Source organism: Neoalteromonas facilis (assembly GCF_002807665.1).
Lineage (GTDB): Bacteria > Pseudomonadota > Gammaproteobacteria > Enterobacterales > Alteromonadaceae > Alteromonas_E > Alteromonas_E facilis.
Genome location: NZ_PEAY01000002.1, coordinates 241,925 through 266,551, shown reverse-complemented (window position 1 = coordinate 266,551; position 24,627 = coordinate 241,925). Strand labels below are relative to the sequence as shown.

Below are 24,627 nucleotides of genomic sequence, written 5' to 3'. Positions count from 1 at the left end.
CTCCGTTGTCGCTTTTTGCAAAGGTATTTGCAAAAATTCTCCTATTGCTTGCTAGGATTTGTCTCTCTGTACTCTGCAGCGATTGGCGCGTTTGAATTCACATTAAATGGTGTCGACAACAAACAAATCAAAGATAACGTCAAGCTGCACTTAAATACCCTTGATATCGACACTTCGATATCGCCCGACCGATTGTGGCAAGAACCTATTATCAAGGCCGTGAACAAAGCCGTGCGACCATTCGGTTACTACGATGCGGACATGCGCGTATTGGAAGAATCTGGGCAAGTTGAAATTAATATTTCATTAGGTGCTCCACTGATCATTGAACATATAACCTTGGAGGTTATCGGTGGAGGCCGCAGCGATGATTGGTTCTCCCAACGATTTAAACAATTTCCACTAAAAGTGGGCGATGTATTGCTGCAGCATAAATATGATCAATTCAAAGCAGATATGCTGGCTACTGCTATTTCACGCGGTTACTTTGATTTTAAGTGGCAAGCTGCACGACTCGACTTGGTGCGTGAAGAGCAACAAGCGAATATCTTACTGGTTGCACAATCGGGTGAGCGCTACCGCTATGGCGATATTCGTATCAAAGGCGATGCAATAGCTCAAGACATCATCGCCCGCATAAACCCTTTGCGCGAGGGGGCGTATTATCTGGCTGAGGAAATCGGCGAATTAAATCGTGTGGTCAACGATACCGGCTACTTTAATCGCGCAGTAGCGCGACCTTTGGTATCAGAGGCGGTTGATCATGTTGTGCCCATCGAAGTCACATTGGCGCACAAGCCCCGAGATTTGTACGATGTTGGTCTTGGATTTTCCAGTGATATCGGTGCACAACTCAGTGCCAAATGGCACCGGCCGTGGGTAAACTCACGTGGACACAGTGTTCAGTCTGAGTTGTTTTTATCGTCCCCAGAACAATCCCTGTCGACCAGTTATCGTATTCCCATGGGTGATGTTAAAAATGATTATCTGTCGATTCAGGCAGGGCTTGAGAGCGTAGACGAGAATGATACGCGAAGTGACAATACCAGTTTGTCTGTTCAACGATTTTGGAAACCGAAAAATTCGGAATGGCAACAGAGCGTTTTCGTGCGCTACCAACTGGAAAAGTTCGCCCAAGGAAGCGACGACAAACGCACCACTCAATTAGTGCTGCCGGGCTATTCCATCAGCTTGTTTCGCTCTCGCGGTGGTTTGGATATTAGCTGGGGCAATAGAACGCTACTAACCATTGAAGGTGGCACCCAATCGTTGTTATCCGATATCGATATTGCCCGTGTCAGCGCTAAAACAAAATGGATACGCACGTTCGAAAAGCATCGACTTGTTGCGCGCGCAGAATTAGGTGCAATCGAAACATCTGACTTTGATCAAGTTCCTGCAAGTATGCGCTTTTTCGCCGGTGGCGACCAAAGTATCCGCGGATTCAACTACCAAACCATTTCGCCAAGAGATGAAGACGGAGATTTACTCGGTGCCCAGTATCTCGCAGTTGGCAGTGTCGAATACGCCTATCCAATATTAGAACAATGGCGCCTTGCAACCTTCATCGATGCTGGTACAGCCACCAATGATTTTGAAGATGATATTGCCTGGGGCGCAGGCATCGGTGTTCACTACCTGTCCGTGATAGGCCCCATTCGTTTGTACTTAGCGCGTGGCAAGTTCAATGATGAAAGCAACTTTCAAATTCACTTTTCGATAGGGCCAGAACTATGATCTGGTTCACTCGCATTGTCTATACGCTGGTTGCGCTTATTCTGCTAACACTTCTTGTCGCGTGGGCCGCGGTGAGCCGCATTGGCTCTGCTACGCTGGTAAACACTGCCGCTGACTATGTTGAAGGGCTGAACATTGGTGCCATTGACGGTGGCCTTAGCTCTACACTCAATTTATATGATCTGCACTATGAGCAAGCCGGTTTATCTGTCTCCGCAAAGCACCTATCACTCGATTTAGCCTGGCATTGTTTTGTCCAGTTTGCAGTGTGTGCCGAGCGAATAGACAGTGATGGGTTAAGCATTACATTAGTATCCACAAATGAGGTAGAGACATCTCCATCAGAGGTCAAAAAATCTCTTATCCGCCTACCGCTTTTAGTTGCAATTGAGCAGCTCAATGCGAAAGACTCAACCCTTAAGCTGGCCGATGGTACGGTGGTTGAGCTTGAGGGGCTATCCACAGAGCTACGCTTGTATCGCCGCTGGCGCTTCCTTTCTCCGCAACTGTCCAAGCTGTCGGTGACTTTACCGGAATCAACTCAGCCTAACGCTCCCTCAGACGAACAAGCCGCCATCGTTTTGCCCGACATTTGGATCCCGCTTGACGCGAGCATTGACGATTTCGTATTAACCTCTGCGCAAGTGATACAAGGTGCAACTCAGCAAGGATTGAATTCATTGCGCCTTTCAGCCGAAGTATCAGGTGCAGACATCAACATTCAGCAGCTAACGTTAGATCATTCAATGGGTGAGGCGAGTGTCAAAGGCTCCATTCGAACCGAGGGCGATTTTCCGTTGCACATAACCGCAAACGCTAGGGGCACTGTCGACGGACAAAACATAGCGACTGACGTAACACTCGCGGGTAGCGCAAGCAATGTGGATGTGCAATTGTCAACTCAACAACCCATTCGCTCAAACGTAAGCGGCAGCATTCGCCCTTTGGATGCTGTGTTGCCCGCGGAGCTGTCCCTGACCTGGGATGCGTTCTCAAACGATAATTTCGCGATTGCTGAAAGCTTCTCCAGTACCGGTGGCGAGATAACAATCTCGGGTGATCTCTCGCGATACCTCGTAACCGCAACAACCGAAGTCACAACAGCGCATCTACCCTCTCCAGTTAATCTGCGTATTGCTGGCGCAATCAATAAAAAACTCGCACAAATCTCCGATGCCAGCATAAACACGCTGGATGGCAACATTAAATTAAGCGGCGATATACAGTTTAATGACTCCATGAATTGGGTTATGTCTGCAGACATAACCCAGCTTAACCTTCAGCAACTTAATCCGCACTACCCAACTGATATTAACGGTGCACTAGCAGCAAGCGGGCAGTTTCAAGAGCAGATCCCCAATATCAATGTCACCAGCATTGATATCAACGCCATGCAACAAGGTTACCCCTTATCCATCAAGGGCAGCGGTGCCTTTGCTGGCAATGCAGGAGTAGCGGTTTCAAGCGTCAACATCGCGCATGTCGACAATCATTTGCAAGGCTTTGTAAGGGTATTACTCGACCGAAGAGTGGATGCAGACCTTATCGTCGCGATCCCCAAATTTGATGACACCTTGCCGACGGTCTCTGGTGAGATGCGCGGAAACATTATGGTGTCAGGCAATATTCAAGAGCCAAATGTCGATATTAATTTACATGCGCAGAACATTGTCTCTGAAGATGAGTCTGGCAGCACTACGCTTCTGGACAAGTTAACATTGATGGTAACAGGCCCAAGTCTTAAGCCTTCCGTGAACCTATCAGCTCGACGCCCTGACGCCAGTTTAGATGCCAATATCGCGTTGAATATAACGCCCGACTTGATAACCGCAAGTCCCAATGAGATAGATTTTAGTTTTCAAAATACGCCGTTCTCACTCTCAAAGCGCGGGGATATTCGTTTTCAACTACCACAAAATAAGGCCACCGTTGATCCATTATGCTGGTCTAGCGATGCGAGCCAAATCTGCCTCGATTCTCTGATGTACGAAAACAATGCACTTTCTTTTGCTGGCACGATACCTTCATTCGCGATTCAGAAGTTACTCGAATGGTCACCACACGCCATACCGGTGCAAAATCAAGAAGGTTTATTAACCGCCAGCATCAAAGGTAGCGTGCTTCCCCAAGACGGATTGTCATTGACCATTGACGCTGATATTAGCGCCAGCGACTGGATAATGGGCGAGGAGCAAAGCCAAATCACATTGTCTACCGAACCAATACCATTGGATCTTACATTGCAAAAACAGCAACTGCATATTAACTCGTCCGTGACTGGCAAAGGGCTTGGGCATTTAGGCATAACCGGCAATCTGGACGTAAGCGATTTGTCCCCCACTATTGAGGCGTCGATAGTGGCAGAGCAATTTGATATTGCCCCATTTTCGTACTTAAGCCCAGATATTCACCGACTAAGTGGGGTCTTCAATGCTGAATTAACCCTGACGGGAGAAGCGAAGCAACCTAACGTGAACGGCATACTGAGGTTACAACAAGGCAATGTAGACATTAAACGCGCGCCCGCGATCATTAACAACTGGGAAGCACAAGTACAATTTGAAGGCCAACAGGCCAAGGCAAAAAGCCAATTCTCACTCGGAGAGGGCCAAGGTAAAGCTCTGGCATCACTGAACTGGCAAGATGCGTTAAGCATAAATGCCAATCTTACCGGTTCGAATTTAAGCTTAAAGCATCAAGATATTTCCCTATCACTGTCACCTGATTTGAAATTCACAATGGACAACAACGGCGTTAGTGTTGCCGGTGAAGTCGTCGTACCACGCGCCAAGATAAAGGTGGACAGTTTGCCACAAGGCGCGATTGCAGAATCACGCGATGTACATTTACGGGGTGAGCCACCTTCAACCGACTTGCTTGATACCGCCCACATCGATTTACAGTTACATATTGATCCGGACAACAATAATCAGGTGGAACTTGATGCCTTTGGTCTTGAAGCCTTTTTAACTGGTGATTTACACATCCTCAACCAACCGACCCTTTCCGCATTTGGTGATCTACAAATCATTGAAGGAGAGTACCGCGCATACGGACAAGAACTCCTGATCCGTGCCGGTGACTTGCAATTTAATGGCCCAATTAGCCAGCCCTTACTGTATATAGAAGCTATTCGTGATCCTCAGCTAACCGAAGACAGTGTCATCGCAGGTATTCGGATTGATGGTTTGGCTAGCCAACCCAATGTTCAACTTTTTTCAGAGCCCACGCTGGATCAAAGTCAAATGTTGGCATATTTGCTATCGGGTCGCGGAAACATTAACAATACGGATGCCAGTGACAATGATTACACCAGCTTGCTATACGGCTTGGGTGTGTCTAATAGCGAGTCATTGACCAGTAACCTTGGAAATGCGCTGGGTATAGATGATCTTCGCTTGCAGGCGAAGGGCAGTGGCGATAATACGCAGTTAACAGTCAGTGGCAAGCTGGGCAAAGATCTTACCGTAGAGTACGGTGTGGGCGTATTCGATTCAGTTACAGAAGTAACCCTCAGGTATCAGTTAATTCCGAAATTATACTTAGAAGCCGTGAGTAGTTTGTATGAGTCGATATTTATCTATTACCGCTTCAGCCGTGGTGAAGTTGTTAGGCGTTCAGAAGCCAACAACGACTAAAATCCTACGGTCAAACCGGTTAACCTAGGTCCGTGATACGTCCATTGCGCAAACTGTAAATCCAGCTGTGAATTTTTAGTGCTTGTTGACGTGCCAATGCATCCTGAACAATGGTTGTACGGCGCACATTGTCTGCTTGCGCGATAACGTTCAATTCACACAAACGGTTGGTTCGAGCGTGCCCCTCAAGCGCCATTAATTCAGACTCATGTTGGCGATAGATATCTTTTATGTGAGCAAGCCAGTTATCAATCAAACCTAAGTTTTGATCACCTAGCGCGGCCTCTACGCCACCGCAGCCGTAATGACCACAAACAATAATGTGTTTTACCTTTAAAACATCTACCGCATATTGCAGTACCGATAAGCAATTGAAATCGGTATGGACCACCATATTTGCCACATTGCGATGGACAAAAATTTCACCCGGCAGAAGATCGACTATTTGGTTGGCTGGCACTCGGCTATCAGAACAACCAATCCACAAGTACACCGGTTTTTGCTGGCGCGACAATTTGTCGAAAAAATCAGGGTCGGCATGCTGCGTTCGCTCTGCCCACGCTTCATTGTTGATTAAAAGCCGTTTAATTTCCGGCATCGTCGAATCCTCGTTGTTGTTGTTCTAACTGAGCCGCTAGCTGACGAAATTTAGTTTCTCTTTTACGCGCCCAAACATACATGGGTGCCAATATCACAGTGCCCAATACCATACTAGCACCGAGTTTTCGCAACCACTCATCCTGCGGCATTTCGTCTAGAAAGCCGAACAACAGCCAAATAAAAATGAGCATTAACCAACTCAGCCAACTGCTGATTTGGGTATAGCGTGCAATTCTTACATTACTTTTAGCTTGCGCTAGCATATTGGTTAAATGCTGCTTAACACTCCTGTCCGCCGTATCGGCAAGCACGGCGAAGCGCCTTAAGTAAGTAATGTAAGCTGCATAGATACCACTGATAACAACCACAGCTAAAATTGTATAGAAGAAAACATCGCTAAAACGTTCTCGAACAGACAATAGAACCGCTAGCCCAATAATCACTGATAAAGCGTCTAAAACGACATAGAAGATTTGCTTTCGCTTCATCTTCTTCATTGTTTTCATGACTTCAGCAGCATTAATCGGCGCTGTTTCCTGCTTTTGCCACAGTGAAGACAAGTCTTCATCAAAAGGATCATTCTGCATGGCTAATCTTACTCTTCAATTGTTGTTTTGCGCGGGTCAGTAATACGCCTACATTTGACGCGCTGATGCCACAGATTTCGGCAATATCTTTATAGTTCACACCTTCCATCGCTAGCGTGACCACTTGACGCGCATTGATGGGCAGCTCGCGCACCAATGCCACTAACTGAGCCGCACTTTGTTGTTCCGCTAAAATAGCCTCTGTACTGCGAGTGGATAGCACTGCGCCGCTATCCTCATCGCTGATATCAAATGCATTAACACTGGGTTCTTTGACCTGTTTACTGACATGCGTCACCGACCGATTGTGAGCTATTCTCAATAAGTACGTTTTAACACTGCTTTGTCCTGAAAATGCGGGCAATGCCTGCCACACAGCCAAACAAATCTCTTGCGTCAATTCGCGCTGTCGCTCCCTATCAGATTCATAGGTGGCAGCAACCCGCGACAACATATGTCCGTGTTCGGCTATTAGATCTTCAAAACTTTGCTGCACAGGTGTCTAATTTTTTGTAATAAATTTTGCAATGCCGAGACTATAACCAAAAAGCAGCGTAATCACACATTAACGAGGAATAAAGTATGCAAACATTTCAGATAGTTGCACTAACGTTCGCATTGCTGGCTCTAGCACTTACCCTTTGTTGGCTAGACAAGACCTATCATTGGCGACTAGTCGATTGGTTTAATGGAAAAGTTTCTAACCCGTTCACAAGTGAACATGTAAGCGCCTCAGAGCGGTCAAAAGACGAGCAAATCGCGGCGTTAAAATCACGGATTGAAACACTAGAAGCCATTGTGACTGAACCCAGTTATGAACTGAACAAGAAAATTAATGCGCTCTAAACAGCGTGTTACTTATTTACCTTAAGTCAATTTGGAAAAGTGATTCTGTTGAGCTTATTCACCTTTAACATGTTGATTTAAATAAAAGTCCTGAGTACTGAAAGCTGTGCTATATTTTTCAAACAAGGGTTGAAACGGTACTGTACATGTTCTTCAGAAAACACGCTGATGATTCTCAACGCTTGCAAATAGAGCAACTGCAAAATGAAAAACAAGCGCTTGAGGATCAGCTACTTAAAATGGAGCAGCGTTTACATAAGTCGTATCTAGACGCAGAAGATCTAGCCAAAAAAGTTGATTTGGAACGCTCTATTGTGAAGAACTTCTTCTATTCTTTAGATATGTTAGATGCGGTCAGACATGATGTCGCCAATTCGGCAACCCAAATCAGCCAAGAGAAAACACGGCTAGAAAATACCTTGGCAGACTTTAGCAAGATCAGTGTTACGCTGAATGAATGCGTCGAGATATTAGGAACACTCACCTCAAATTCTCAAGGTATTAATGATGCAATCGATCAACTGTCTAAGTCAGCATCTGAAATTGAATCTTTCGTCACGCAGATACGAGGTATCGCCGATCAAACCAACTTACTAGCGCTCAATGCCGCAATTGAAGCAGCCCGCGCAGGCGAACAAGGCAGAGGGTTCGCGGTGGTTGCCGATGAGGTTAGAACATTGGCCAGTCGTTCAGCTGAAGCCTCTGAGAAAATATCTCAACTCACCAATATTACTTCACAACAAACCGATTCAGCACACACTAAAATTGTGCACAGTAATGAGCAAACTCAAGCGGTTGCCGATTCAGCCAATTCAATCAATGATTCAATTCAGGATATTTCTTCCATGGCCGAAGGCATGGCGGAAGTCATATCAAAAGCCAGTCTGAGTACGTTTATTCAAACGGTTAAACTTGATCATTTAGTGTGGAAGGTTGAGATATATCGAACCATTAGAAATGAAAATGATAAAGATGAGAAAGATTTTGCAGACCATCATCAGTGTCGTCTAGGTAAATGGTATTACCAAGGAGAGGGTCAGACTCAGTATAAGGGCTTTCCAGAATTTCATAACCTAGAACAGCCACATGCCAAAGTGCATGAATCGGGTATTGCTGCACTAAAAGCTTTCAAAGAAGACAATGGAGAGCTGGCAGTGAACAAGTTAGCTGAAATGGAAGCGGCCAGCGTTCAAGTCTTCGAATGCCTGAATGCTTTAGAAGCTAAAGTCAAATGAGTTACCCGCAAAAAAAAGGGGGGCACGGCTGGATTGTTGTACTGGTTATACTCGGCGCTCTGCATTGGTTTGTTGCCGGTTGGAGCGCCCAGCTATTCTTCTCTGAATGTAAAAATGACGAACAAGATTCGCGCAACCCACCTATCTGTGCGTGCCAGAAGAGTGAATTTCGACAGTCATTTATGCTCGAACAGTTTGCTTTCAGCGCACTCTCTGAGAATGAAGAATTAAGTAAATCTCTGTCGCAGAAAGTAGAAGATATTTCACAGCAGTGCCGCGGACAATCACCATTTTGAGAAAAGTAGTCATTAAATCTGTTGTATTAACAGTCTCTCTATTCGCGGTAATTTTCTGTCTTTCATTGCCCGCCTTTGCCAATACAGATAGTTCACTGTCTGATCTTAAAATGCGCCTAGAAGGCGTGCAGGATAGGGCTCAACAAGTCGATATGTTGTTACTTGCTGAGTCCAATAGTCACAATTGGCCTGTCATTGACCAAGGCCGCTACCACATGATGCTTGCCGAACGGCAGGAACGCCTCAATCAGTTGGAAGCGTCATGGAAAAGCTATACTCAGGCCATCACGCTATTGGAAAGCATTTCTCCGACAAGCGAGCTAGTAAAAAGTTATCTTGAGCGCTCATATGTTACCTATTTACAGACCAATGATATAAACCAATATTGCCCTGACCGCGTCATTGCCGTTGAACTGGCACGCCAAGTGACTGATCCTGAAATTCTGGTAAAAGCACTCACACAACATGCTTTTTGTTTCCGCAATAGTGACGAATTTTCAACCGGACTCGCTCTGCTTGATGAAGCACTTGCCGAAGCCAATACGCACCAATTGGGTTATGCACCTACGGCGATGATCTACAATGCAACGGCATTGTTGTACCGTGATAACGAATTACACCAACAGGCCTATTTACATTTGGCTAATGCCTATGAGCAATGGTTAGCCGTTGAAGATTGGCCAGATGTATTTAACATGCTGCACGGTTTAGTTGGCGAAGCGATAGAGTTAGAACGTTTTGACGATGCGCGCGAACATGCACAAGAAATGTATGCGTTAGCGGAAAAATTGCCTCAATACGCTGATTTCCTGTTTTTTGCCCATTTCAATCTGGCCCGAGTAGCCCTTAGAGAAGGCGAGGTTGAAGAAGCAATTACCTTGTATCAAAAAGCTATTGCAGAACAAGACAATACCAGTGAGAAGTACTTCGTACGTGTTTCCTATATTTATCTTGCCAGAGCTTTTGCGCGCAATGGTCAACTTGAGGAGGCAGCCAAAGCCGCTGCACAATACATTACGCTATCTCCTTCAGCTGATCTCGAGCACCCTATGATCCTAGAGGCTAACGCGTTTATTGCAGCCACTGAAGGTGAAACAAAGACCGCGGTTGCGAACCTTATGCTGCGAATAGAACAGGAACATAAAGAAAAACTGGATCTTATCAACCGCCAAACAGTCCTTTCCTCGTTGGATCATGATGCGACCATTACAAGCTATAAAAACAAGCTATTAGAGCAAGAAATCAACATCCAACAACTGGAATTAAAGCGACAAGAAAGTGAACAACATATTGCCAATCTAAGCATGTTATTTATAGCCTTGCTCGCGTTGGTTGTGACCGTTATCGCACTATTTCTTTTTCAATCCAGACGATTGTTTAAACACAAGGCGAATACTGATGGGTTAACCGGGATCAGTAATCGGCGCCATATTCTAGAGCAAAGTCTGAAAGCCATTGAGCAAGCTTCTCGACAGCAGCAGCCCTTATCCTTGATTATTTTTGATATCGACAACTTTAAGCGCATCAATGATACACACGGACATCAGTTAGGAGATGTTGTAATACGTTCAGCGGCGCGTCAGGCTCAACATTTATTGCGCAACGATTGCCAACTAGGTCGCATTGGAGGGGAAGAGTTCTTAGTTTTAATGCCTCATATCGCGCTTGAAGAAGCGGCTACTATTGCCGAGCGTTTGCGCAGCAACATTGCTGAAAAAGTTTTTCATCTGGAGAGCTCGCGCTTGACCTTTAGTATAAGTTTAGGTGTCGCCTGTACCGAGCAACAAGGTTACAGCTTGGATGCTTTAGTCAAAGCCGCCGATGATGCATTGTATGAGGCTAAGAATGCCGGGCGGAATGCGGTCAAAATGGCCAATCACTAACGGTCATTGTGCTTGGGCTAGTGCAAGCTCATTTAGGATTGACGATCGATGATTGGAAGTGCAAAACAAACATTAAGCCCTCCCTCTGCATGATTTTCAATGCTGATCCGTCCGCCATGCATATCGATGATACGTTTAGATATGGCTAACCCTAAGCCTGATCCTGTGCTGCCATGTGCCGCCCCGCGCGCTTTGTCGCCACGAACAAAGGGGGAAAACAACGACTCAATGTCATCATCCTCAATGCCCGCGCCAAAATCACGTACACAACAAATAATCGATGCCTTGTTCGGATGAATGTGAGTGCTTACTTTTATCTTGGGGCTTCCATACTTAAACGCATTCTCAATCAAATTATCCAAAACACGTTTTATCGCAATTTTACGCATAAAGGTTTGCGGTAATTCCATAAGCGACAACTCAATATTGTGGCCGTCATCAAGGTGCCTAACCTGAACCAGATCACGAATAATATCGTTAAGATCACCTAGCTCCCGCTGTTCGCTGTGATCCAATCGTGCATATTCAATAAACTGATCGATGATGTCGTTCATATCCTCAATGTCTTGCACAATTCCTTCTTTGACCCAGTCCTGATCTTCCGGCAGCATTTCTGTGGCTAATCGGATGCGTGTAAGTGGTGTGCGTAAATCGTGAGAAATACCCGCGGTCATTAAGGTTCTGTCATCTTCCAACTGCTTAATGCCTTTTGACATCTGGTTGAATGCTTTTGTTACTGCCATGATTTCACTTGTGCCCTCCTCCGCCAGAGGTTTGGGGAAATGTCCATGGCCAACATTAATCGCCGCAGCTTCCAGTGCTTGCAGTGGTCTATTGACGCGGCGCACGAATAGCCAACCGCCCACCACACTGAGTACACCAATAACAATCAGAAATAAGGTTAAAGGCGAAAAGTCACCACTGGAAACACCCTGCATCGGTAGTGCTATCCACACATCTTTCGCGCGTGGTGTGTTGACCCACACAACCCACAATTGCTGGGCTCTAGAATCGCCTAACATGCCGATCATGACGTTGGCATTCGTCTCTAGGCGCTGTGATACCGCATTAGAAATAAAGGCGTAATAGGTGGCATTGTTAAGCCCATTTGCTTGAGCTTCTTCGGGAGTAAAAAAATGAATATCGGTGAGTTCAGAAAAGGCACGCTTACCTTCCGGGTTGCGCAGGTGGATTTCTTCATTGATTATCACGTTAACCTGATCGGCAATGAGCCCACTGATTTGCTGATAACTGGGACGAACAAAATAATAAGCGACGCCTAAATAAGACACCACTTGATTGATAAGAAGCAGTACGCCTATCAGTAAAACCGTCTGACCAAACGCACTTTTGGGCAATATTCGCATAGCAATAGGTTAACTATTCGCCCGGTACAGAACCATCCGGTACAAATACATAACCTAGCCCCCACACTGTCTGAATATAGCGAGGGTTTGCAGGATCAACCTCTAGCATGCGACGCAAGCGCGACACTTGCACATCGATACTGCGCTCTAATGCACTGTAATCACGACCTCGGGCAAGGTTCATTAGCTTGTCACGCGACAAAGGCTCACGCGGGTGTGTTACCAATGACTTAAGGACGGCAAATTCCCCACTGGTCAAACTCAGCGGCTTACCGTCGTCTGTCATTTCACGTGTAGCTAAATTAAGTTTGTATCGACCAAACTCTACAACTTGCTCAGACTGACTTGGCGCACCCGGCGCTTCAGTTGCCTTTCTGCGCAATACAGCTTTTGCACGCGCCAGTAATTCTCTAGGGTTAAACGGTTTAGGAAGGTAATCATCTGCGCCCATTTCCAGGCCAATGATACGATCAACTTCATCTCCCTTTGCCGTTAACATGATGATCGGAATATCATTGTCTTTTTGCCGTAAGCGTCGACAAATCGATAATCCGTCTTCACCGGGTAGCATCAAGTCCAATACAATCAAGTGGAAATTTTCGCGCTCTAAAAGCCTGTCCATTTGCTCAGCATTCGCGGCAGAACGCACTTGATAGCCTTGCTCGACCAAATAGCGCTCTAACAATGCGCGAAGACGCATATCGTCATCAACCACTAAAATTTTGGATGTTTCTTGACCCATAATGAAATCCGTTAGACTGCCTAATTAGACTATAAAGCATCATCAGCAAACAAAAAAGCGCCTTGCGTCGACATTGTTCAGTAGGAATGTTACAACCTGTTTCAAATCAACTGACAGACGCTTTTGTGCATCACCTAATTCGAACATTAACGCTTGCTCCGGTACTTTTGTATCAAGGTAAACACGTTAGACGCAATACGCCGACATTACCGGAGCCAGAAGGAAACCGCACAATATTTTCAAACAAGAGCGCCTGCAACATATTGATAGTGGGTGATTCCTCCGCCGCAGGTGTGGGTGCATCTCATCAAAACACCGCGTTATTAGGCAATCTACGCAACGCACTTTCACCTGAACCGGTAAATATTACGCTTATAGCCCAAACCGGCGCGACATCACATGACGGCATCGAGTGGATGAAGTCCCTACCACCGTCTGAACGGGCAGATATCGTTGTCACCGTCTTTGGCGTCAATGATGTCACTAAAAACCGTTCTCTTGCCATCTGGCAGTCAGAGCAGCAAGCGCTATACCAGCAGATCCAAAATCGCTTCAAAGGCGCAAAGGTTGTTACCTGTGGATTGCCCCCTATGGCTCGCTTTCCAGCCCTTCCTCAACCATTGCGTTGGTATTTAGGCAAAAGAGCAGATGAGTTTGATGACGCGCTACAACAGTTAATTGCACACAACCCGTTACAACGCTTTTTTTCGTTACGCTTTATCGACGATGTATCAACAATGGCACAGGATGGATTTCACCCGGGAGAGCCACTTTATCAAGCATGGGGAGAAAGGCTTGCAGCTGTGATCGCGCAGTTTAATAAATCCAAGCCGTAAATTAACGGTCTTGTAGCCAATCCACTTGGAATCCGGCACGACGCTTCTTCTCAAGCATCTCTTCAATCAGCGGCGTTAATATAAGTTCCATGGCCAAGCCCATCTTTCCGCCCGGCACCACTAATGTATTGATGCGCGACATAAAGGCGCCATCAATCATTTGCAGTAAATAAGGGAAATCAACGTTGCGCATTTCTCGGCGGAAGCGCACAACCACAAAGCTTTCGTCTTGGCTGGGGATTTCTCGTGCGCTAAACGGGTTCGACGTATCAACTGTCGGAACGCGCTGAAAATTGACGTGCGTGCGCGAGAACTGCGGCGTTATGTAATGAAAATAATCATCCAAACTCCTAACAATACTGCTCATCACCGCTTCGCGAGAATGTCCTCTATCGGTCGTATCGCGCACAATTTTCTGGATCCACTCAAGGTTTACGATAGGCACCATGCCCACCAGCAAATCAACGTGTTGCGCCACGTCCGCTTCATCTGTCGCAACGCCACCGTGCAAACCTTCATAGAATAACAGGTCCGTGTTTTCAGGCAGGTCTTGCCAGGGTGTAAAGGTGCCGGGCATTTGATTAAACGGAACCGCTTCATCAAATGTGTGCAGATATTGACGAAACTTACCGCGCCCAGTTTCCGCATACTCCTTAAACAGGTTTTCCAGCATCACAAAGTCATTCGCCTTAGGACCGAAATAACTAATGTGCCGCCCCTGCTCTTGTGCTTTGCGAATTTCGACTTCCATTTCCGGGCGCGTAAAGCGGTGAAAGCTATCACCAGCAACCACGGCAGAATTTACCGATAGGTTTCTGAAAATATGACGAATTGCATTAGTAGTGGTTGTCGTTCCCGCACCTGACGAGCCGGTGATTGCAATAATCGGATGCTTTACTGACATAGTTCTCTAACGCAAAAGATAGGGAGGTTAGTTATAAGCAACGCAACAACAATAATCAAGCGATTTACCGTGATTAATCCGGTTTATGTTGATGGGTTTCCCCCTCTAACAGTGGCTTTTTGCAGTGAGGACAATGGCTTAAGGATTGCGGCTGAGATATCTTTGTTTGCGCCCGGATAGAAGCAAACAGCGCTTGCGCTTCCTCTCTGTCAAGTTGCAACGACCGGCGCAGATTTTCAAGCCTATCGATATCCGTAAGCTGTAGATGTCCGTTGTGCAACATATTGATCACCTGAGCGCGGAACTTATCCCGACGTAGCGACATTTGTTCAGTAAAACTCGACGCTAAGATACCTGCCGGTAAAGCAAACAACGCAACACCGATAAGGATAAATAGCCCCGCCACAAATTGGCCTAATGCGGTGATGGGTGAGACATCACCATATCCCACCGTACTTAAGGTCACAACCGACCACCAAAGAGCTTGCGGTATGCTGCCAAAATGCTCAGGTTGGGCATACCGCTCTAAGTGATACATTGTGGTGGCGGCGATTACCATAACAATCATCAACATGCCCAAGGCCGCAATGATCACTCGATATTCACGCGCTATCACCATCTGCAATGTTTGCATGGCGATAGAATAGCGCCCAAGCTTGATCATGCGCACCAAGCGGAACAAGCGCAATACCCGTAAATCAATTGCAAATATCATCCCTAAGTAAAACGGCAAGATAGCCATCAAATCAATTAACGACATCGGTCGATACAAAAACCGAAGTCGATAATGACTCGCTGTTTCACCTGTTTTGATTGGTTCGTAGTCTTCCTCTAGCGTGCACGTCCAGATCCGCGCAATGTATTCTATTGTAAACACGCCCACTGAGAATATTTCAAAAGCCAGAAATTCAAGATGATAGCGAGTACCCACTTCCGGCATTGTTTCGAGCATTACGGCGATAACATTCGCAACAATGAGAATTATGAGTAACCAGTCGAACCAACGACCTTTTTGATTGTTTTTGTCGTACGGCTGTAGCGTGAAGAACAGCGATTGTTTAAAGTCATTAAGATTCATCAAAGAGCGTCAACTTGTTATTCGATAGCGTAATGACTTAAAAAGACCGTATCGTAAAAGTCTCGGAAAGCCGCTGTGTCAGCCTCTTCCCGCCACCAGGTTGTCATCGCTTTTTCATATGCATCAGTGCGAACCAACTCGCTTAACACGGCATTCACTCTGTGAACGACTTTTTGCCCCCACTCATTGTTGGGGCACGCCACCCTTCCCATTACGAACTCAGGTTCACCTTTGATATACAATGCAACTTTTTGATGCGCTTCCTGCATGTTATATCGATGATAGTAATTAACCTCAAACGGATAGGCGACTGTGGACTGAATTCGCCCGTTTTCAAGTAAACGGAAGATAACTTCACTTTGCTCTGGCGAAATCCGCACTATATTGTCGTCGCCATACCCTTTGATTATTCCATCGATGTAAGGCCCATAGGAACGCCCTTGAACCAATCCCAATGTTAATTGGTGCTGCTGCAATATTTCATCCAGATCAATTACCTGAGGCAATTCCAGCGCGACAATATCGGCGGGCTTTACAATCAACCGGTTCGCTGGTGAGAACAATGTGGGTTTTGAAAACACCGCAAATTTCTCTCTTTCTGGCGTTTTAAACAGTGAAGGGTGACAAACTTGCTTACCCACTTCGATATCGTGCAGCGCTCGTGATTGGGTTGTAAAGGGTTGGTGATGCTGGTACTCGGGCATCTTGCTCATCAACTCTGTGAGCATCAAATCAACGAACCCTTTTCCTGCGTCTGGACCCACTTTTATATGAATAGGCGGGGCATGAAACACTTGCCAGTTGATTTCGTTCTCATCGGCAGTTGCATTGAAAGCAAAGCCTAACGGGAGAAACGTCAACAGTGAAAGCAAATACGATTTTTTCACAGCCAGTACGACAATCAAATATAGAATTCAGTGATATAACCGTAGTTAACCGTAGCTGGAAAGTCTACAAAGAAATGCTATTTGCTCGATATTAATCAACATTTATTGATATAGATTCGCTGCCCCCTTTTCGGCAAAGTGGGCAGCGCTAACAGATTATACTTACGCGTTTTCTCTGCGGATCGCTCGGTAAGCAATATCACGTCTGAAATACATATCTTTCCACGCGATTTTGGCCACTATCTCATATGCCTTTTGTTGAGCTTCGGTCACGCTTTCGCCCAACGCTGTGGCACACAACACACGTCCACCGGAAGTGACAACTTGACCATCAACGTTTACCGTGCCTGCATGGAATACTTTACCCAGTGCGCTCGGTACATTGTCTAAACCGTTGATCACATCACCTTTGGGATAACTTGCCGGATATCCACCTGCTGCTAAGACAACGCCTACCGCTGCATTTGGTGTAAAGTTGATTTCCTTGGTGTGTAATTCACGCTCACAAGCCGCCAAACACAGTTCTACCAAATCAGACTGAAGTCGCATCATGATAGGTTGAGTTTCAGGATCGCCGAAGCGACAATTGTATTCGATCACTTTTGGCGTTCCATCTGCCATGATCATAAGCCCAGCGTACAAAAAGCCGGTATATTCATTCCCTTCCGCTTTCATCCCCTGAACCGTTGGCTCTATCACTTCCTGCATAATACGCGCGTGTATTTCTGGTGTAACAACCGGAGCAGGAGAGTAGGCCCCCATGCCACCCGTATTAGGGCCCGTATCACCATCGCCTGCGCGTTTGTGATCTTGGCTCGTGGCAAACGCCAATACATGTTCGCCATCAACCATCACAATGAACGACGCTTCTTCTCCATCCAGAAACTCTTCAATAACTACGCGGCTACCCGCTTCACCAAAGGCATTACCAGACAACATGTCACGAATCGCGGCTTCCGCTTCCTGTTCCGTCATCGCAACAATAACGCCTTTACCCGCGGCTAAACCATCAGCTTTAACCACAATCGGAGCACCGTGTTGCTTAACGTAGGCCAGTGCAGGCTCTACTTCGGTAAACACCGAGTAGAACGCGGTTGGGATTTCATGACGAGCCAAAAAGTCTTTGGTAAAGGCTTTTGAACCTTCTAATTGGGCCGCCGCCTGTGTTGGACCAAAGATTTTTAACCCCGCATCACGGAAAGCATCAACGACGCCAATTACTAGAGGTGCCTCTGGGCCTACGATGGTAAGTTCAATCGCGTTCTCTTGCGCGAAGGCAAGCAAACCGTTGATATCTTCAACACCGATATCGACGTTTTCAATGTTAGGCTCGATGTCGGTACCTGCGTTACCGGGTGCTACGAAAACTTTCTCAACGCTTTCAGACTGACCTGCTTTCCAGGCTAGTGCATGCTCTCGACCACCACTGCCAATGATTAATACTTTCACAACTAACTCCTTGGACTCTATTAGTGACGGAAATGGCGCATGCCGGTGAATACCATAGCAATACCGTGCTCATCCGCTGCTGCAATGACTTCCTCATCTCGCATTGAGCCACCCGGTTGAATAACTGCTTTAACGCCAGCAGCCGCAGCTGCATCAATGCCATCTCTGAATGGGAAAAATGCGTCAGATGCCATAACACAGCCTTCTACCTGCAAGTTTTCATCGGCCGCTTTGATACCCGCAATTTTAGCGGAATATACTCGGCTCATTTGACCTGCACCTACACCGATGGTCATGCCATCTTTACAATACACAATCGCATTAGATTTCACGTATTTAGCCACTTTCCACGTGAACATGAGATCGTTTAATTGTTCTTCGGTTGGCTTAACCTTAGTAACGACTTGCAAGTCTTCCATTTCAACCATGCCAAAATCACGCTCTTGTACCAAGAGGCCGCCATTAACCCGCTTGAAGTCATAACCTTCGGTCAATTGACCTTGCCAATCACCACAGGCCAATACGCGCACATTTTGTTTCGCACTACACACCGCTAGCGCAGCTTCACTGACATCTGGCGCAATGATGACTTCAACAAATTGACGAGAAATGATCGCTTCAGCAGTGGCTTCGTCGAGGGTACGGTTAAATGCGATAATACCGCCAAATGCTGACGTGGGGTCAGTTTGATAGGCTCTTTCGTAGGCCTCAAGGATTGAGTCACCTAACGCCACACCGCACGGGTTAGCATGTTTCACAATAACACAGGCGGGTTGCTCAAACTCTTTCACACATTCCAACGCGGCATCTGTATCGGCAATATTGTTGAAGGACAATTCTTTGCCCTGAAGCTGTTGAGCCGTTGCGACTGAATTTTCCTGAATAGTATTTTCAACATAGAATGCAGCTTGCTGGTGCGAGTTTTCACCATAACGTAAATCTTGCTTCTTGCTTAACTGCATATTAAACGTGCGCGGAAACTCACTGTGGTGACAATCTTCTGTGTGCTCATGGCTGTCATCTTGGTCCAAACGTGCACCAAAATAATTGGCAATCATGCCGTCATACTCTGCGGTATGTTCAAACGCTTTTATGGCAAGGTCAAAACGCAATGCGTCACTCACTGCCCCGTTGTTACTTTGCATATCAGTCACAACGCGTGCGTAATCAGTTGCATTAACCACGATAGTCACATCTTTGTGATTCTTAGCAGCCGCGCGCACCATCGTAGGGCCACCGATATCAATATTCTCTATCGCGTCTTCGCGGCTACAGTTTGGGTCTGCAACCGTTTGTGCAAACGGATATAAGTTCACCACAACCAAATCAATTGGTTTGATTCCATTTTCCGTCATGACGGCTTCATCTTGCCCGCGACGCGCTAAAATTCCACCATGAATTTTAGGGTGTAATGTTTTAACTCGACCGTCCATGATTTCGGGGTGACCCGTATGATCTGATACTTCGATAACGGGCAGACCATTGTCTGCCAGCAATTTCGCTGTACCGCCTGTGGAAAGCAATTCAACGCCCGCATTGTGAAGCTGCTGAGCGAAGTCAAGAATACCGGTTTTATCAGAAACACTTAGTAGTGCGCGTTTAATAGGATTTGCCATGGTGTTTTTTCTACGATTGAAGTTATTACGCTAGTGGTTTGAAAACAAAAAAAGCACCCGAGGGTGCTTTTTGGTCGCATGTAACTTAGTTCATTCCGTATTGCTTGAGTTTCTTACGCAACGTACCGCGGTTGATACCCATTAATACAGAAGCGCGCGTTTGGTTTCCGCGAGTATACTTCATCACTTCTTCCAACAACGGCGCTTCTAGCTCCGCCAAGACCAACTCATACAAGTTGTCTATATCGTTGTTGTTCAACTCCTTTAAATACTTAGCAACCGCTTGCTTAACCGAATCACGCAATGGCTTTTCTGCCAACGTTTGAGACGGTGTGGTCACTGTCGTTGTAAAGGGTGAAGTTATATTTTGATCGAACATATACTACCTGCTCAGTTGTAAAAATTTATATTAAGCAGCACTTGAAACACCTGATTCGCGTTGCTGCTGGAAAAAATTATCAATTGCTTCCAACTGTTCAACATCCGTATGGATACCATTGAAAAAACTGCGAAACTGGCGATCGGTGTCGTGCTCTGCTAAATACCAACCGACGTGTTTACGTGCAATACGCACACCACTGATGCCAGAATAAAACTGCTGTACATTAATTACATGCTCTCGCAGTACTTGATGTTGCTCATCAATAGACGGCAACTGAGCTTTTCGTCCGGTTTGAAAATGCTCTATGATTTGCTTGAAAATCCAAGGATTCCCCTGCGCGCCACGGCCAATCATGACGCCATCCACCCCAGTTTGTCGCATAACCTCTGCGGCCTTCTCAGGGCTTGTGATATCCCCGTTTGCTATAACTGGGATTGAGACAGCATCTTTAATTGCTGCGATGGTTTCGTACTCAGCCTCGCCTTTGTACATACACTCGCGTGTTCTGCCATGTACGGCCAAGGATGCAATACCACTCGCTTCGGCAATTTTTGCAATTTCGACACCATTTCGATTATCTCGATTCCACCCCGTACGAATTTTTAACGTAACGGGTACATCGACGGCGTCAACCACTGCGATTACTATTTGCTGAACTAGGTCGGGATCTTGAAGCAAAGCAGAGCCTGCCAGCTTCTTATTCACCTTTTTTGCTGGGCATCCCATGTTGATATCAATGATTTGTGCACCATTATCAACATTAAATTGGGCTGCCTGAGCCATGAGTTGCGGTTCTGAACCAGCGATTTGCACCGAACGGATACCCACCTCACCGGTGTGGTCCATTCGCTGACGAGACTTTCTAGAACTCCACACTTCGGGGTTACTTGATAGCATCTCAGACACTACCAGACCTGCCCCCATTCTTTTGCACATTTGCCTAAATGGCCTATCCGTGACACCCGCCATCGGCGCTAACAAGACATTGTTGTCTAGTTTGTGGTGACCAATCGTGATGGATTTAAGCAATTGACTGTTCAAAAAACGACCTACTTCGCAAAGAAGGCCGCATTTTACGGATTTTCACACAAATGAAAAGGCTATTTTTTGCACAATATTTTAGTTTGGGGTATTGACTTTTAAATTCTGGTCTGACCAAGAATTAAGCGCTAACAGCGGCGTCTACCACTCACACGTGCCCACTCACCGCTGACTTTCGACGGCTCTAATTCAAAGTTCTCTGAGTAATGTCTTTCTATCTCAGGGACTTGCTCAGCCAGTATGCCTGACAATACGAGTAATCCTCCTTGTTTACAGTAGTCAGTGATCACCCCTCTCAGCTCCAAAAGTGGGCCTGATAAAATATTGGCTACGACTACATCAGCTTGCAAAGACGGCTGGTGTTCGGGCAAATACACATCAAATTGCTCACTCACATCATTGCGTTTCGCATTTTCTGTCGTGGCCAATAGCGCCTGAGGGTCAATATCAATGCCGACGCAATGCGATGCGCCCAATTTCAACGCTGCCACGCCCAAAATACCTGAGCCGCACCCAAAATCGACAATCTGCTTTTTGCTGACATCGATGCTATCCAACCACTCCAAACACAAAGCCGTCGTTGGATGCGTACCGGTTCCAAACGCGAGGCCTGGATCCAGCAGTACATTTACCGCAGTGGGGTCGGGGACTTCACGCCAGCTTGGGCAAATCCACAAACGCTGACCGAACTGCATGGGGTGAAAACTGTCCATCCACTCGCGTATCCAATCTTTATCTTCTAACTGTTCATACTTTAGCTTGTCGTCGTCAGATAAAATGCCTGATGTTTGCAGGGCCTTACCAAGTGTTTGAATATCCGTTTCACTGTCGAACAATCCTACTACCCGCGTGTCTGGCCACAGCATTAATTCGCCAGGCTTAGGTTCATACATTGGCGTATCTTTTCCATCAACTAAGGTGACCGCCTGTGCGCCATGAAAACTCAGCCAATCCCCTACTGATTCCGCTTTTGTTGATTGCGTATCAACAATTATTTGTAACCACGCCATATTTGTTCTCATTTTTACGATTTAGCGTATATTATCAAAGACAGGCAAACATTTGACGAGGTAACCACTCGTGAATATGAAAATTTTACATTTGAAGTGGAAAGCCTGGCTTGGCGCGCTGAACGCATTCCTACTGTTAACTATTAGCCCACTTAGCATGGCCAATAGCTATACCGTAGCCGTTGGCTGGCATAAGCCGCCCTATGTTATCCGTGAGGCCAACAGTGGCTTTGAGTTGGAGTTGACGCGGTACATCATGCGCAAATTGGGACACGACATATCCGTCATATACGTTCCCTTTGGGCGCACAGCGAATATGTTAACAACCGGTCAGGTTGATATCGGCCTAACCATGAACAAATACCATGAAATTGTGCCTGAGTGGTATTCAGCCCCCTACATCGCTTATCAAAATGTTGCCATCACCCTAGCGTCAAATGATATCGCCCTCACGACTGTAGATTCATTAAACCTCTATTCGGTTATCGCCTTTCAAACTGCCACCACCGTGTTGGGAAGACAATATGCCGCAGCAGTTAATAATCGCCCTGACTACATAGAATTGCCCGACCAAAAAAACCAAGTGACATTGTTGTTGCGCGGCAGTGTTGACGTAGCGGTGATGGATGAAAATATTTTCCGGCATTTTCGCTTGTTGGTTGAACCCGAACTTCGCAACAAAGACGTGAAAATCCATCGTTTGTTTCCAAAGAGTGTCTATTCAGCGGGTATTCCAGATGCCGATATCCGTGAAGGATTTAACCGCGAGTTAGCGTTAGCTATTTCTGATGGAACCTACGACGCTCTATTGATGGAATTTAATCTGGTCGATTTACTTCACAAAGACCAATAAGGATTGTTATGAAGGCGCTAAGTGTTATCACCCTGCTTTTTTTATTACTGGGGTGTGCTGCCCAGCCCCGCGAAAAAAATAATCAAACGAATTGGTGGCAGTATTCTGTGTATGAACTGTCTGAACAGTTAGCCGCAGGTAATATCACCTCTGTTGCGTTAGTGGATCATTACGTCGCACGTATCCAACAATATGACCATCAAGGGCCCACCATAAACAGTGTTATCAGTATCAATCCATTTGCAAGAGAAGACGCATTGATGCGCGATTTAGAAAGAGTCCAGGGAAAAGTGCGTGGACCACTTCACGGGATCCCAGTGCTGATCAAAGACAATATCGACACACGTGAATTAGCCACTACTGCAGGTTCTTTAGCGCTTATCGACAACCGTACTGACAGAGATGCTCCTATCATAGCGCGCTTAAGAGACGCCGGTATGATCGTGCTAGGTAAAACCAACTTATCAGAATGGGCGAATTTTCGCTCCGAAGATTCTATCAGTGGCTGGAGCGGTGTTGCTGGGCAAACACTTAATCCGCACGATTTGTCTCGCTCCCCTTGTGGCTCTTCATCAGGCTCTGGTGCTGCCATTGCCATTGGGTTAGCCCCGATAGCGATAGGCACCGAGACCAATGGCTCAGTTATCTGCCCCGCCAGCATGAACGGTATTGTCGGTTATAAACCTACTATAGGTTTGCTTTCCAGAACCCACATTGTGCCAATATCCCCCTCTCAAGACACAGCCGGACCGATGGCGCAATCGGTCAAGGATGCGGCTTTATTAGCCTATGCGATGGCGGGAAGCGACCCCAAAGATAACGCGACGGCAGCGGCGGATCTGCGCAAAGAGGATCTAGCGAAGCCGTTTACCCAAACGTTAGCAGGAGTTCGTATAGGCGTTATGCGCAGCCATCAAGGTCAGCGGCCGGAAATTATAGCGCTGTTTGACAAAGCGTTGTCATCTTTAGCAGCGGCTGGTGCGGAATTGGTGGATATTACCGATTTCTCTGTACCCGATGATTTTTGGGATGCCTCATATGGCGTGCTACTGAGCGAATTTGAACCTTCGGTTAATCAATACCTCGCATCAGCGCCTAATATTAAACAGGCTCGATCACTCGATGATTTAATCAAATTCAATCAACAATCTACTCGCGAGCTCGCTTTATTTGATCAATCGATTTTTATAAAGGCGCAACAAGCTCCCACATTGGACAGTGAAGTGTATGCGAAAAATTTAGCGCTCGTTCAAACATCGACACGAGAAGAAGGGATTGATCGACTGTTGGCAGAGCACAATGTCTCATTGTTGGTTGCGCCGAGCAATAATCCAGCATTTAAGATAGATACCGTGTTTGGTGATCATGGTCCTTGGGGATGGCTCGGATTTGGCTGGGCTGCCGCCATTGCAGGTTATCCTCACGTGAGTGTGCCCATGGGTGATATTAAGCAACTACCGATTGGATTGAGTTTTATTAGTGGTCAATGGCAAGATTGGGATGTGTTAAATGCGGCGCATGTCTTTCAACAAAATAATGAAACAACGTTCAATCCTATTGCAATAGACGGAACGCAATGGCAAATCAAACCGGCGACGTCGCTCCCACATAATGGCAGTGCCCCAGTTAAACACTAGGGC

General features: G+C 46.3%; 22 protein-coding genes and 1 pseudogene. 10 read left to right on the top strand and 13 right to left on the bottom strand.

What is annotated here, in order from left to right:
- The first annotated feature begins 27 nt into the window (after positions 1-27).
- Both CSH93_RS07390 and CSH93_RS07385 read left to right on the top strand, forming a co-directional pair.
- Positions 28-1,737 (top strand): autotransporter assembly complex protein TamA, encoded by a 1,710-nt coding sequence (locus CSH93_RS07390; RefSeq protein WP_124748955.1) that lies wholly within the window; start codon positions 28-30, stop codon positions 1,735-1,737.
- Positions 1,734-5,375 carry a translocation/assembly module TamB domain-containing protein gene (locus CSH93_RS07385; RefSeq protein WP_100642598.1) on the top strand — a complete coding sequence of 1,214 codons (3,642 nt, stop codon included), beginning with the start codon at positions 1,734-1,736 and terminating at the stop codon, positions 5,373-5,375. Before CSH93_RS07390 ends, CSH93_RS07385 begins: the two co-directional genes overlap by 4 nt.
- 19 nt (positions 5,376-5,394) lie before the next feature.
- On the opposite strand, the gene can is transcribed toward CSH93_RS07385, so the two are convergent.
- From can to CSH93_RS07370, 3 genes are read right to left on the bottom strand one after another with little or no spacing between them, the layout of a single operon-like run.
- Positions 5,395-5,973 carry a carbonate dehydratase gene (gene can / locus CSH93_RS07380; protein ID WP_100642597.1) on the bottom strand — a complete coding sequence of 193 codons (579 nt, stop codon included), beginning with the start codon at positions 5,971-5,973 and terminating at the stop codon, positions 5,395-5,397.
- Positions 5,960-6,562 (bottom strand): hypothetical protein, encoded by a 603-nt coding sequence (locus CSH93_RS07375; RefSeq protein ID WP_100642596.1) that lies wholly within the window; start codon positions 6,560-6,562, stop codon positions 5,960-5,962. Before CSH93_RS07375 ends, can begins: the two co-directional genes overlap by 14 nt.
- Positions 6,552-7,058 carry an RNA polymerase sigma factor gene (locus tag CSH93_RS07370; protein WP_240615521.1) on the bottom strand — a complete coding sequence of 169 codons (507 nt, stop codon included), beginning with the start codon at positions 7,056-7,058 and terminating at the stop codon, positions 6,552-6,554. The genes CSH93_RS07375 and CSH93_RS07370 overlap by 11 nt, the downstream gene beginning before the upstream one ends.
- 86 nt (positions 7,059-7,144) lie before the next feature.
- Here CSH93_RS07370 and CSH93_RS07365 point away from each other — a divergent pair, with 86 nt between their 5' ends.
- From CSH93_RS07365 to CSH93_RS07350, 5 genes and pseudogenes are all read left to right on the top strand, one after another.
- A complete protein-coding gene (locus CSH93_RS07365) occupies positions 7,145-7,408 on the top strand; it encodes a hypothetical protein (RefSeq protein ID WP_100642595.1) in 264 nt (87 codons plus the stop codon).
- A gap of 563 nt (positions 7,409-7,971) precedes the next feature.
- Positions 7,972-8,241: pseudogene (locus CSH93_RS18275) on the top strand (methyl-accepting chemotaxis protein); the annotation flags it as partial.
- A gap of 12 nt (positions 8,242-8,253) precedes the next feature.
- Complete coding sequence (locus tag CSH93_RS18270) at positions 8,254-8,643, top strand: CZB domain-containing protein (protein WP_420807250.1); 390 nt, start codon at positions 8,254-8,256, stop codon at positions 8,641-8,643.
- Positions 8,640-8,939 (top strand): hypothetical protein, encoded by a 300-nt coding sequence (locus CSH93_RS07355; RefSeq protein WP_100642593.1) that lies wholly within the window; start codon positions 8,640-8,642, stop codon positions 8,937-8,939. Before CSH93_RS18270 ends, CSH93_RS07355 begins: the two co-directional genes overlap by 4 nt.
- Positions 8,936-10,822, top strand: a complete 1,887-nt coding sequence (locus tag CSH93_RS07350; protein WP_100642592.1) for a GGDEF domain-containing protein — start codon at positions 8,936-8,938, stop codon at positions 10,820-10,822. Before CSH93_RS07355 ends, CSH93_RS07350 begins: the two co-directional genes overlap by 4 nt.
- A 32-nt stretch (positions 10,823-10,854) precedes the next feature.
- On the opposite strand, the gene envZ is transcribed toward CSH93_RS07350, so the two are convergent.
- Both envZ and ompR read right to left on the bottom strand, forming a co-directional pair.
- Positions 10,855-12,189: a two-component system sensor histidine kinase EnvZ gene (envZ, locus tag CSH93_RS07345; protein WP_100642591.1), complete on the bottom strand. Its 1,335-nt coding sequence runs from the start codon at positions 12,187-12,189 to the stop codon at positions 10,855-10,857.
- Between the two features lie 13 nt (positions 12,190-12,202).
- Positions 12,203-12,931 (bottom strand): osmolarity response regulator transcription factor OmpR, encoded by a 729-nt coding sequence (gene ompR, locus CSH93_RS07340; protein ID WP_100642590.1) that lies wholly within the window; start codon positions 12,929-12,931, stop codon positions 12,203-12,205.
- A gap of 86 nt (positions 12,932-13,017) precedes the next feature.
- On the opposite strand from ompR, the gene CSH93_RS07335 reads away from it, so the two are divergent.
- The gene (locus tag CSH93_RS07335) at positions 13,018-13,767 is read left to right on the top strand and encodes an SGNH/GDSL hydrolase family protein (RefSeq protein WP_100642589.1); all 750 of its coding nucleotides are present in this window, start codon (positions 13,018-13,020) and stop codon (positions 13,765-13,767) included.
- Between the two features lies 1 nt (position 13,768).
- Here CSH93_RS07335 and CSH93_RS07330 read toward each other — a convergent pair whose 3' ends face one another.
- The 8 genes from CSH93_RS07330 to prmA form a co-directional block, all read right to left on the bottom strand.
- Positions 13,769-14,671 (bottom strand): phosphoribulokinase, encoded by a 903-nt coding sequence (locus tag CSH93_RS07330; RefSeq protein ID WP_100642588.1) that lies wholly within the window; start codon positions 14,669-14,671, stop codon positions 13,769-13,771.
- A 73-nt stretch (positions 14,672-14,744) separates the two neighbouring features.
- Entirely contained in the window at positions 14,745-15,749 is a 1,005-nt protein-coding gene (locus CSH93_RS07325) for an ion transporter (RefSeq protein ID WP_100642587.1), read from the bottom strand.
- 17 nt (positions 15,750-15,766) lie between these two features.
- Positions 15,767-16,636: a TIGR02285 family protein gene (locus tag CSH93_RS07320; RefSeq protein ID WP_164078318.1), complete on the bottom strand. Its 870-nt coding sequence runs from the start codon at positions 16,634-16,636 to the stop codon at positions 15,767-15,769.
- Between the two features lie 162 nt (positions 16,637-16,798).
- On the bottom strand, positions 16,799-18,085 hold the full coding sequence (purD, locus tag CSH93_RS07315; protein ID WP_100642585.1) for a phosphoribosylamine--glycine ligase: 1,287 nt from the start codon (positions 18,083-18,085) through the stop codon (positions 16,799-16,801).
- 20 nt (positions 18,086-18,105) lie between these two features.
- Positions 18,106-19,701: a bifunctional phosphoribosylaminoimidazolecarboxamide formyltransferase/IMP cyclohydrolase gene (gene purH, locus CSH93_RS07310; protein ID WP_100642584.1), complete on the bottom strand. Its 1,596-nt coding sequence runs from the start codon at positions 19,699-19,701 to the stop codon at positions 18,106-18,108.
- 85 nt (positions 19,702-19,786) lie between these two features.
- Entirely contained in the window at positions 19,787-20,080 is a 294-nt protein-coding gene (gene fis / locus CSH93_RS07305; protein WP_100642583.1) for a DNA-binding transcriptional regulator Fis, read from the bottom strand.
- Between the two features lie 30 nt (positions 20,081-20,110).
- Positions 20,111-21,100 (bottom strand): tRNA dihydrouridine synthase DusB, encoded by a 990-nt coding sequence (gene dusB / locus CSH93_RS07300; protein ID WP_100642807.1) that lies wholly within the window; start codon positions 21,098-21,100, stop codon positions 20,111-20,113.
- Between the two features lie 152 nt (positions 21,101-21,252).
- Positions 21,253-22,134 carry a 50S ribosomal protein L11 methyltransferase gene (gene prmA / locus CSH93_RS07295; RefSeq protein WP_100642582.1) on the bottom strand — a complete coding sequence of 294 codons (882 nt, stop codon included), beginning with the start codon at positions 22,132-22,134 and terminating at the stop codon, positions 21,253-21,255.
- Between the two features lie 76 nt (positions 22,135-22,210).
- Here prmA and CSH93_RS07290 point away from each other — a divergent pair, with 76 nt between their 5' ends.
- Together CSH93_RS07290 and CSH93_RS07285 are read left to right on the top strand one after the other, a co-directional pair.
- Entirely contained in the window at positions 22,211-22,987 is a 777-nt protein-coding gene (locus CSH93_RS07290) for a substrate-binding periplasmic protein (RefSeq protein ID WP_100642581.1), read from the top strand.
- A gap of 8 nt (positions 22,988-22,995) precedes the next feature.
- Positions 22,996-24,624, top strand: coding sequence for an amidase (locus tag CSH93_RS07285; protein ID WP_100642580.1), 1,629 nt, complete (start codon positions 22,996-22,998; stop codon positions 24,622-24,624).
- The last annotated feature ends 3 nt before the right edge of the window (positions 24,625-24,627 follow it).

What these genes read in the sequence shown, in the direction of transcription:
- prmA (WP_100642582.1), bottom strand. Translation starts at nt 22,134, where the DNA reads ATGGCGTGGTTACAAATAATTGTTGATACGCAATCAACAAAAGCGGAA.
- purH (WP_100642584.1), bottom strand. Translation starts at nt 19,701, where the DNA reads ATGGCAAATCCTATTAAACGCGCACTACTAAGTGTTTCTGATAAAACC.
- CSH93_RS18270 (WP_420807250.1), top strand. Translation starts at nt 8,254, where the DNA reads ATGGCCGAAGGCATGGCGGAAGTCATATCAAAAGCCAGTCTGAGTACG.
- CSH93_RS07290 (WP_100642581.1), top strand. Translation starts at nt 22,211, where the DNA reads ATGAAAATTTTACATTTGAAGTGGAAAGCCTGGCTTGGCGCGCTGAAC.
- CSH93_RS07385 (WP_100642598.1), top strand. Translation starts at nt 1,734, where the DNA reads ATGATCTGGTTCACTCGCATTGTCTATACGCTGGTTGCGCTTATTCTG.
- CSH93_RS07365 (WP_100642595.1), top strand. Translation starts at nt 7,145, where the DNA reads ATGCAAACATTTCAGATAGTTGCACTAACGTTCGCATTGCTGGCTCTA.
- CSH93_RS07285 (WP_100642580.1), top strand. Translation starts at nt 22,996, where the DNA reads ATGAAGGCGCTAAGTGTTATCACCCTGCTTTTTTTATTACTGGGGTGT.
- CSH93_RS07355 (WP_100642593.1), top strand. Translation starts at nt 8,640, where the DNA reads ATGAGTTACCCGCAAAAAAAAGGGGGGCACGGCTGGATTGTTGTACTG.
- CSH93_RS07330 (WP_100642588.1), bottom strand. Translation starts at nt 14,671, where the DNA reads ATGTCAGTAAAGCATCCGATTATTGCAATCACCGGCTCGTCAGGTGCG.
- CSH93_RS07335 (WP_100642589.1), top strand. Translation starts at nt 13,018, where the DNA reads ATGTTACAACCTGTTTCAAATCAACTGACAGACGCTTTTGTGCATCAC.
- ompR (WP_100642590.1), bottom strand. Translation starts at nt 12,931, where the DNA reads ATGGGTCAAGAAACATCCAAAATTTTAGTGGTTGATGACGATATGCGT.
- envZ (WP_100642591.1), bottom strand. Translation starts at nt 12,189, where the DNA reads ATGCGAATATTGCCCAAAAGTGCGTTTGGTCAGACGGTTTTACTGATA.
- fis (WP_100642583.1), bottom strand. Translation starts at nt 20,080, where the DNA reads ATGTTCGATCAAAATATAACTTCACCCTTTACAACGACAGTGACCACA.
- CSH93_RS07375 (WP_100642596.1), bottom strand. Translation starts at nt 6,562, where the DNA reads ATGCAGAATGATCCTTTTGATGAAGACTTGTCTTCACTGTGGCAAAAG.
- can (WP_100642597.1), bottom strand. Translation starts at nt 5,973, where the DNA reads ATGCCGGAAATTAAACGGCTTTTAATCAACAATGAAGCGTGGGCAGAG.
- CSH93_RS07325 (WP_100642587.1), bottom strand. Translation starts at nt 15,749, where the DNA reads ATGAATCTTAATGACTTTAAACAATCGCTGTTCTTCACGCTACAGCCG.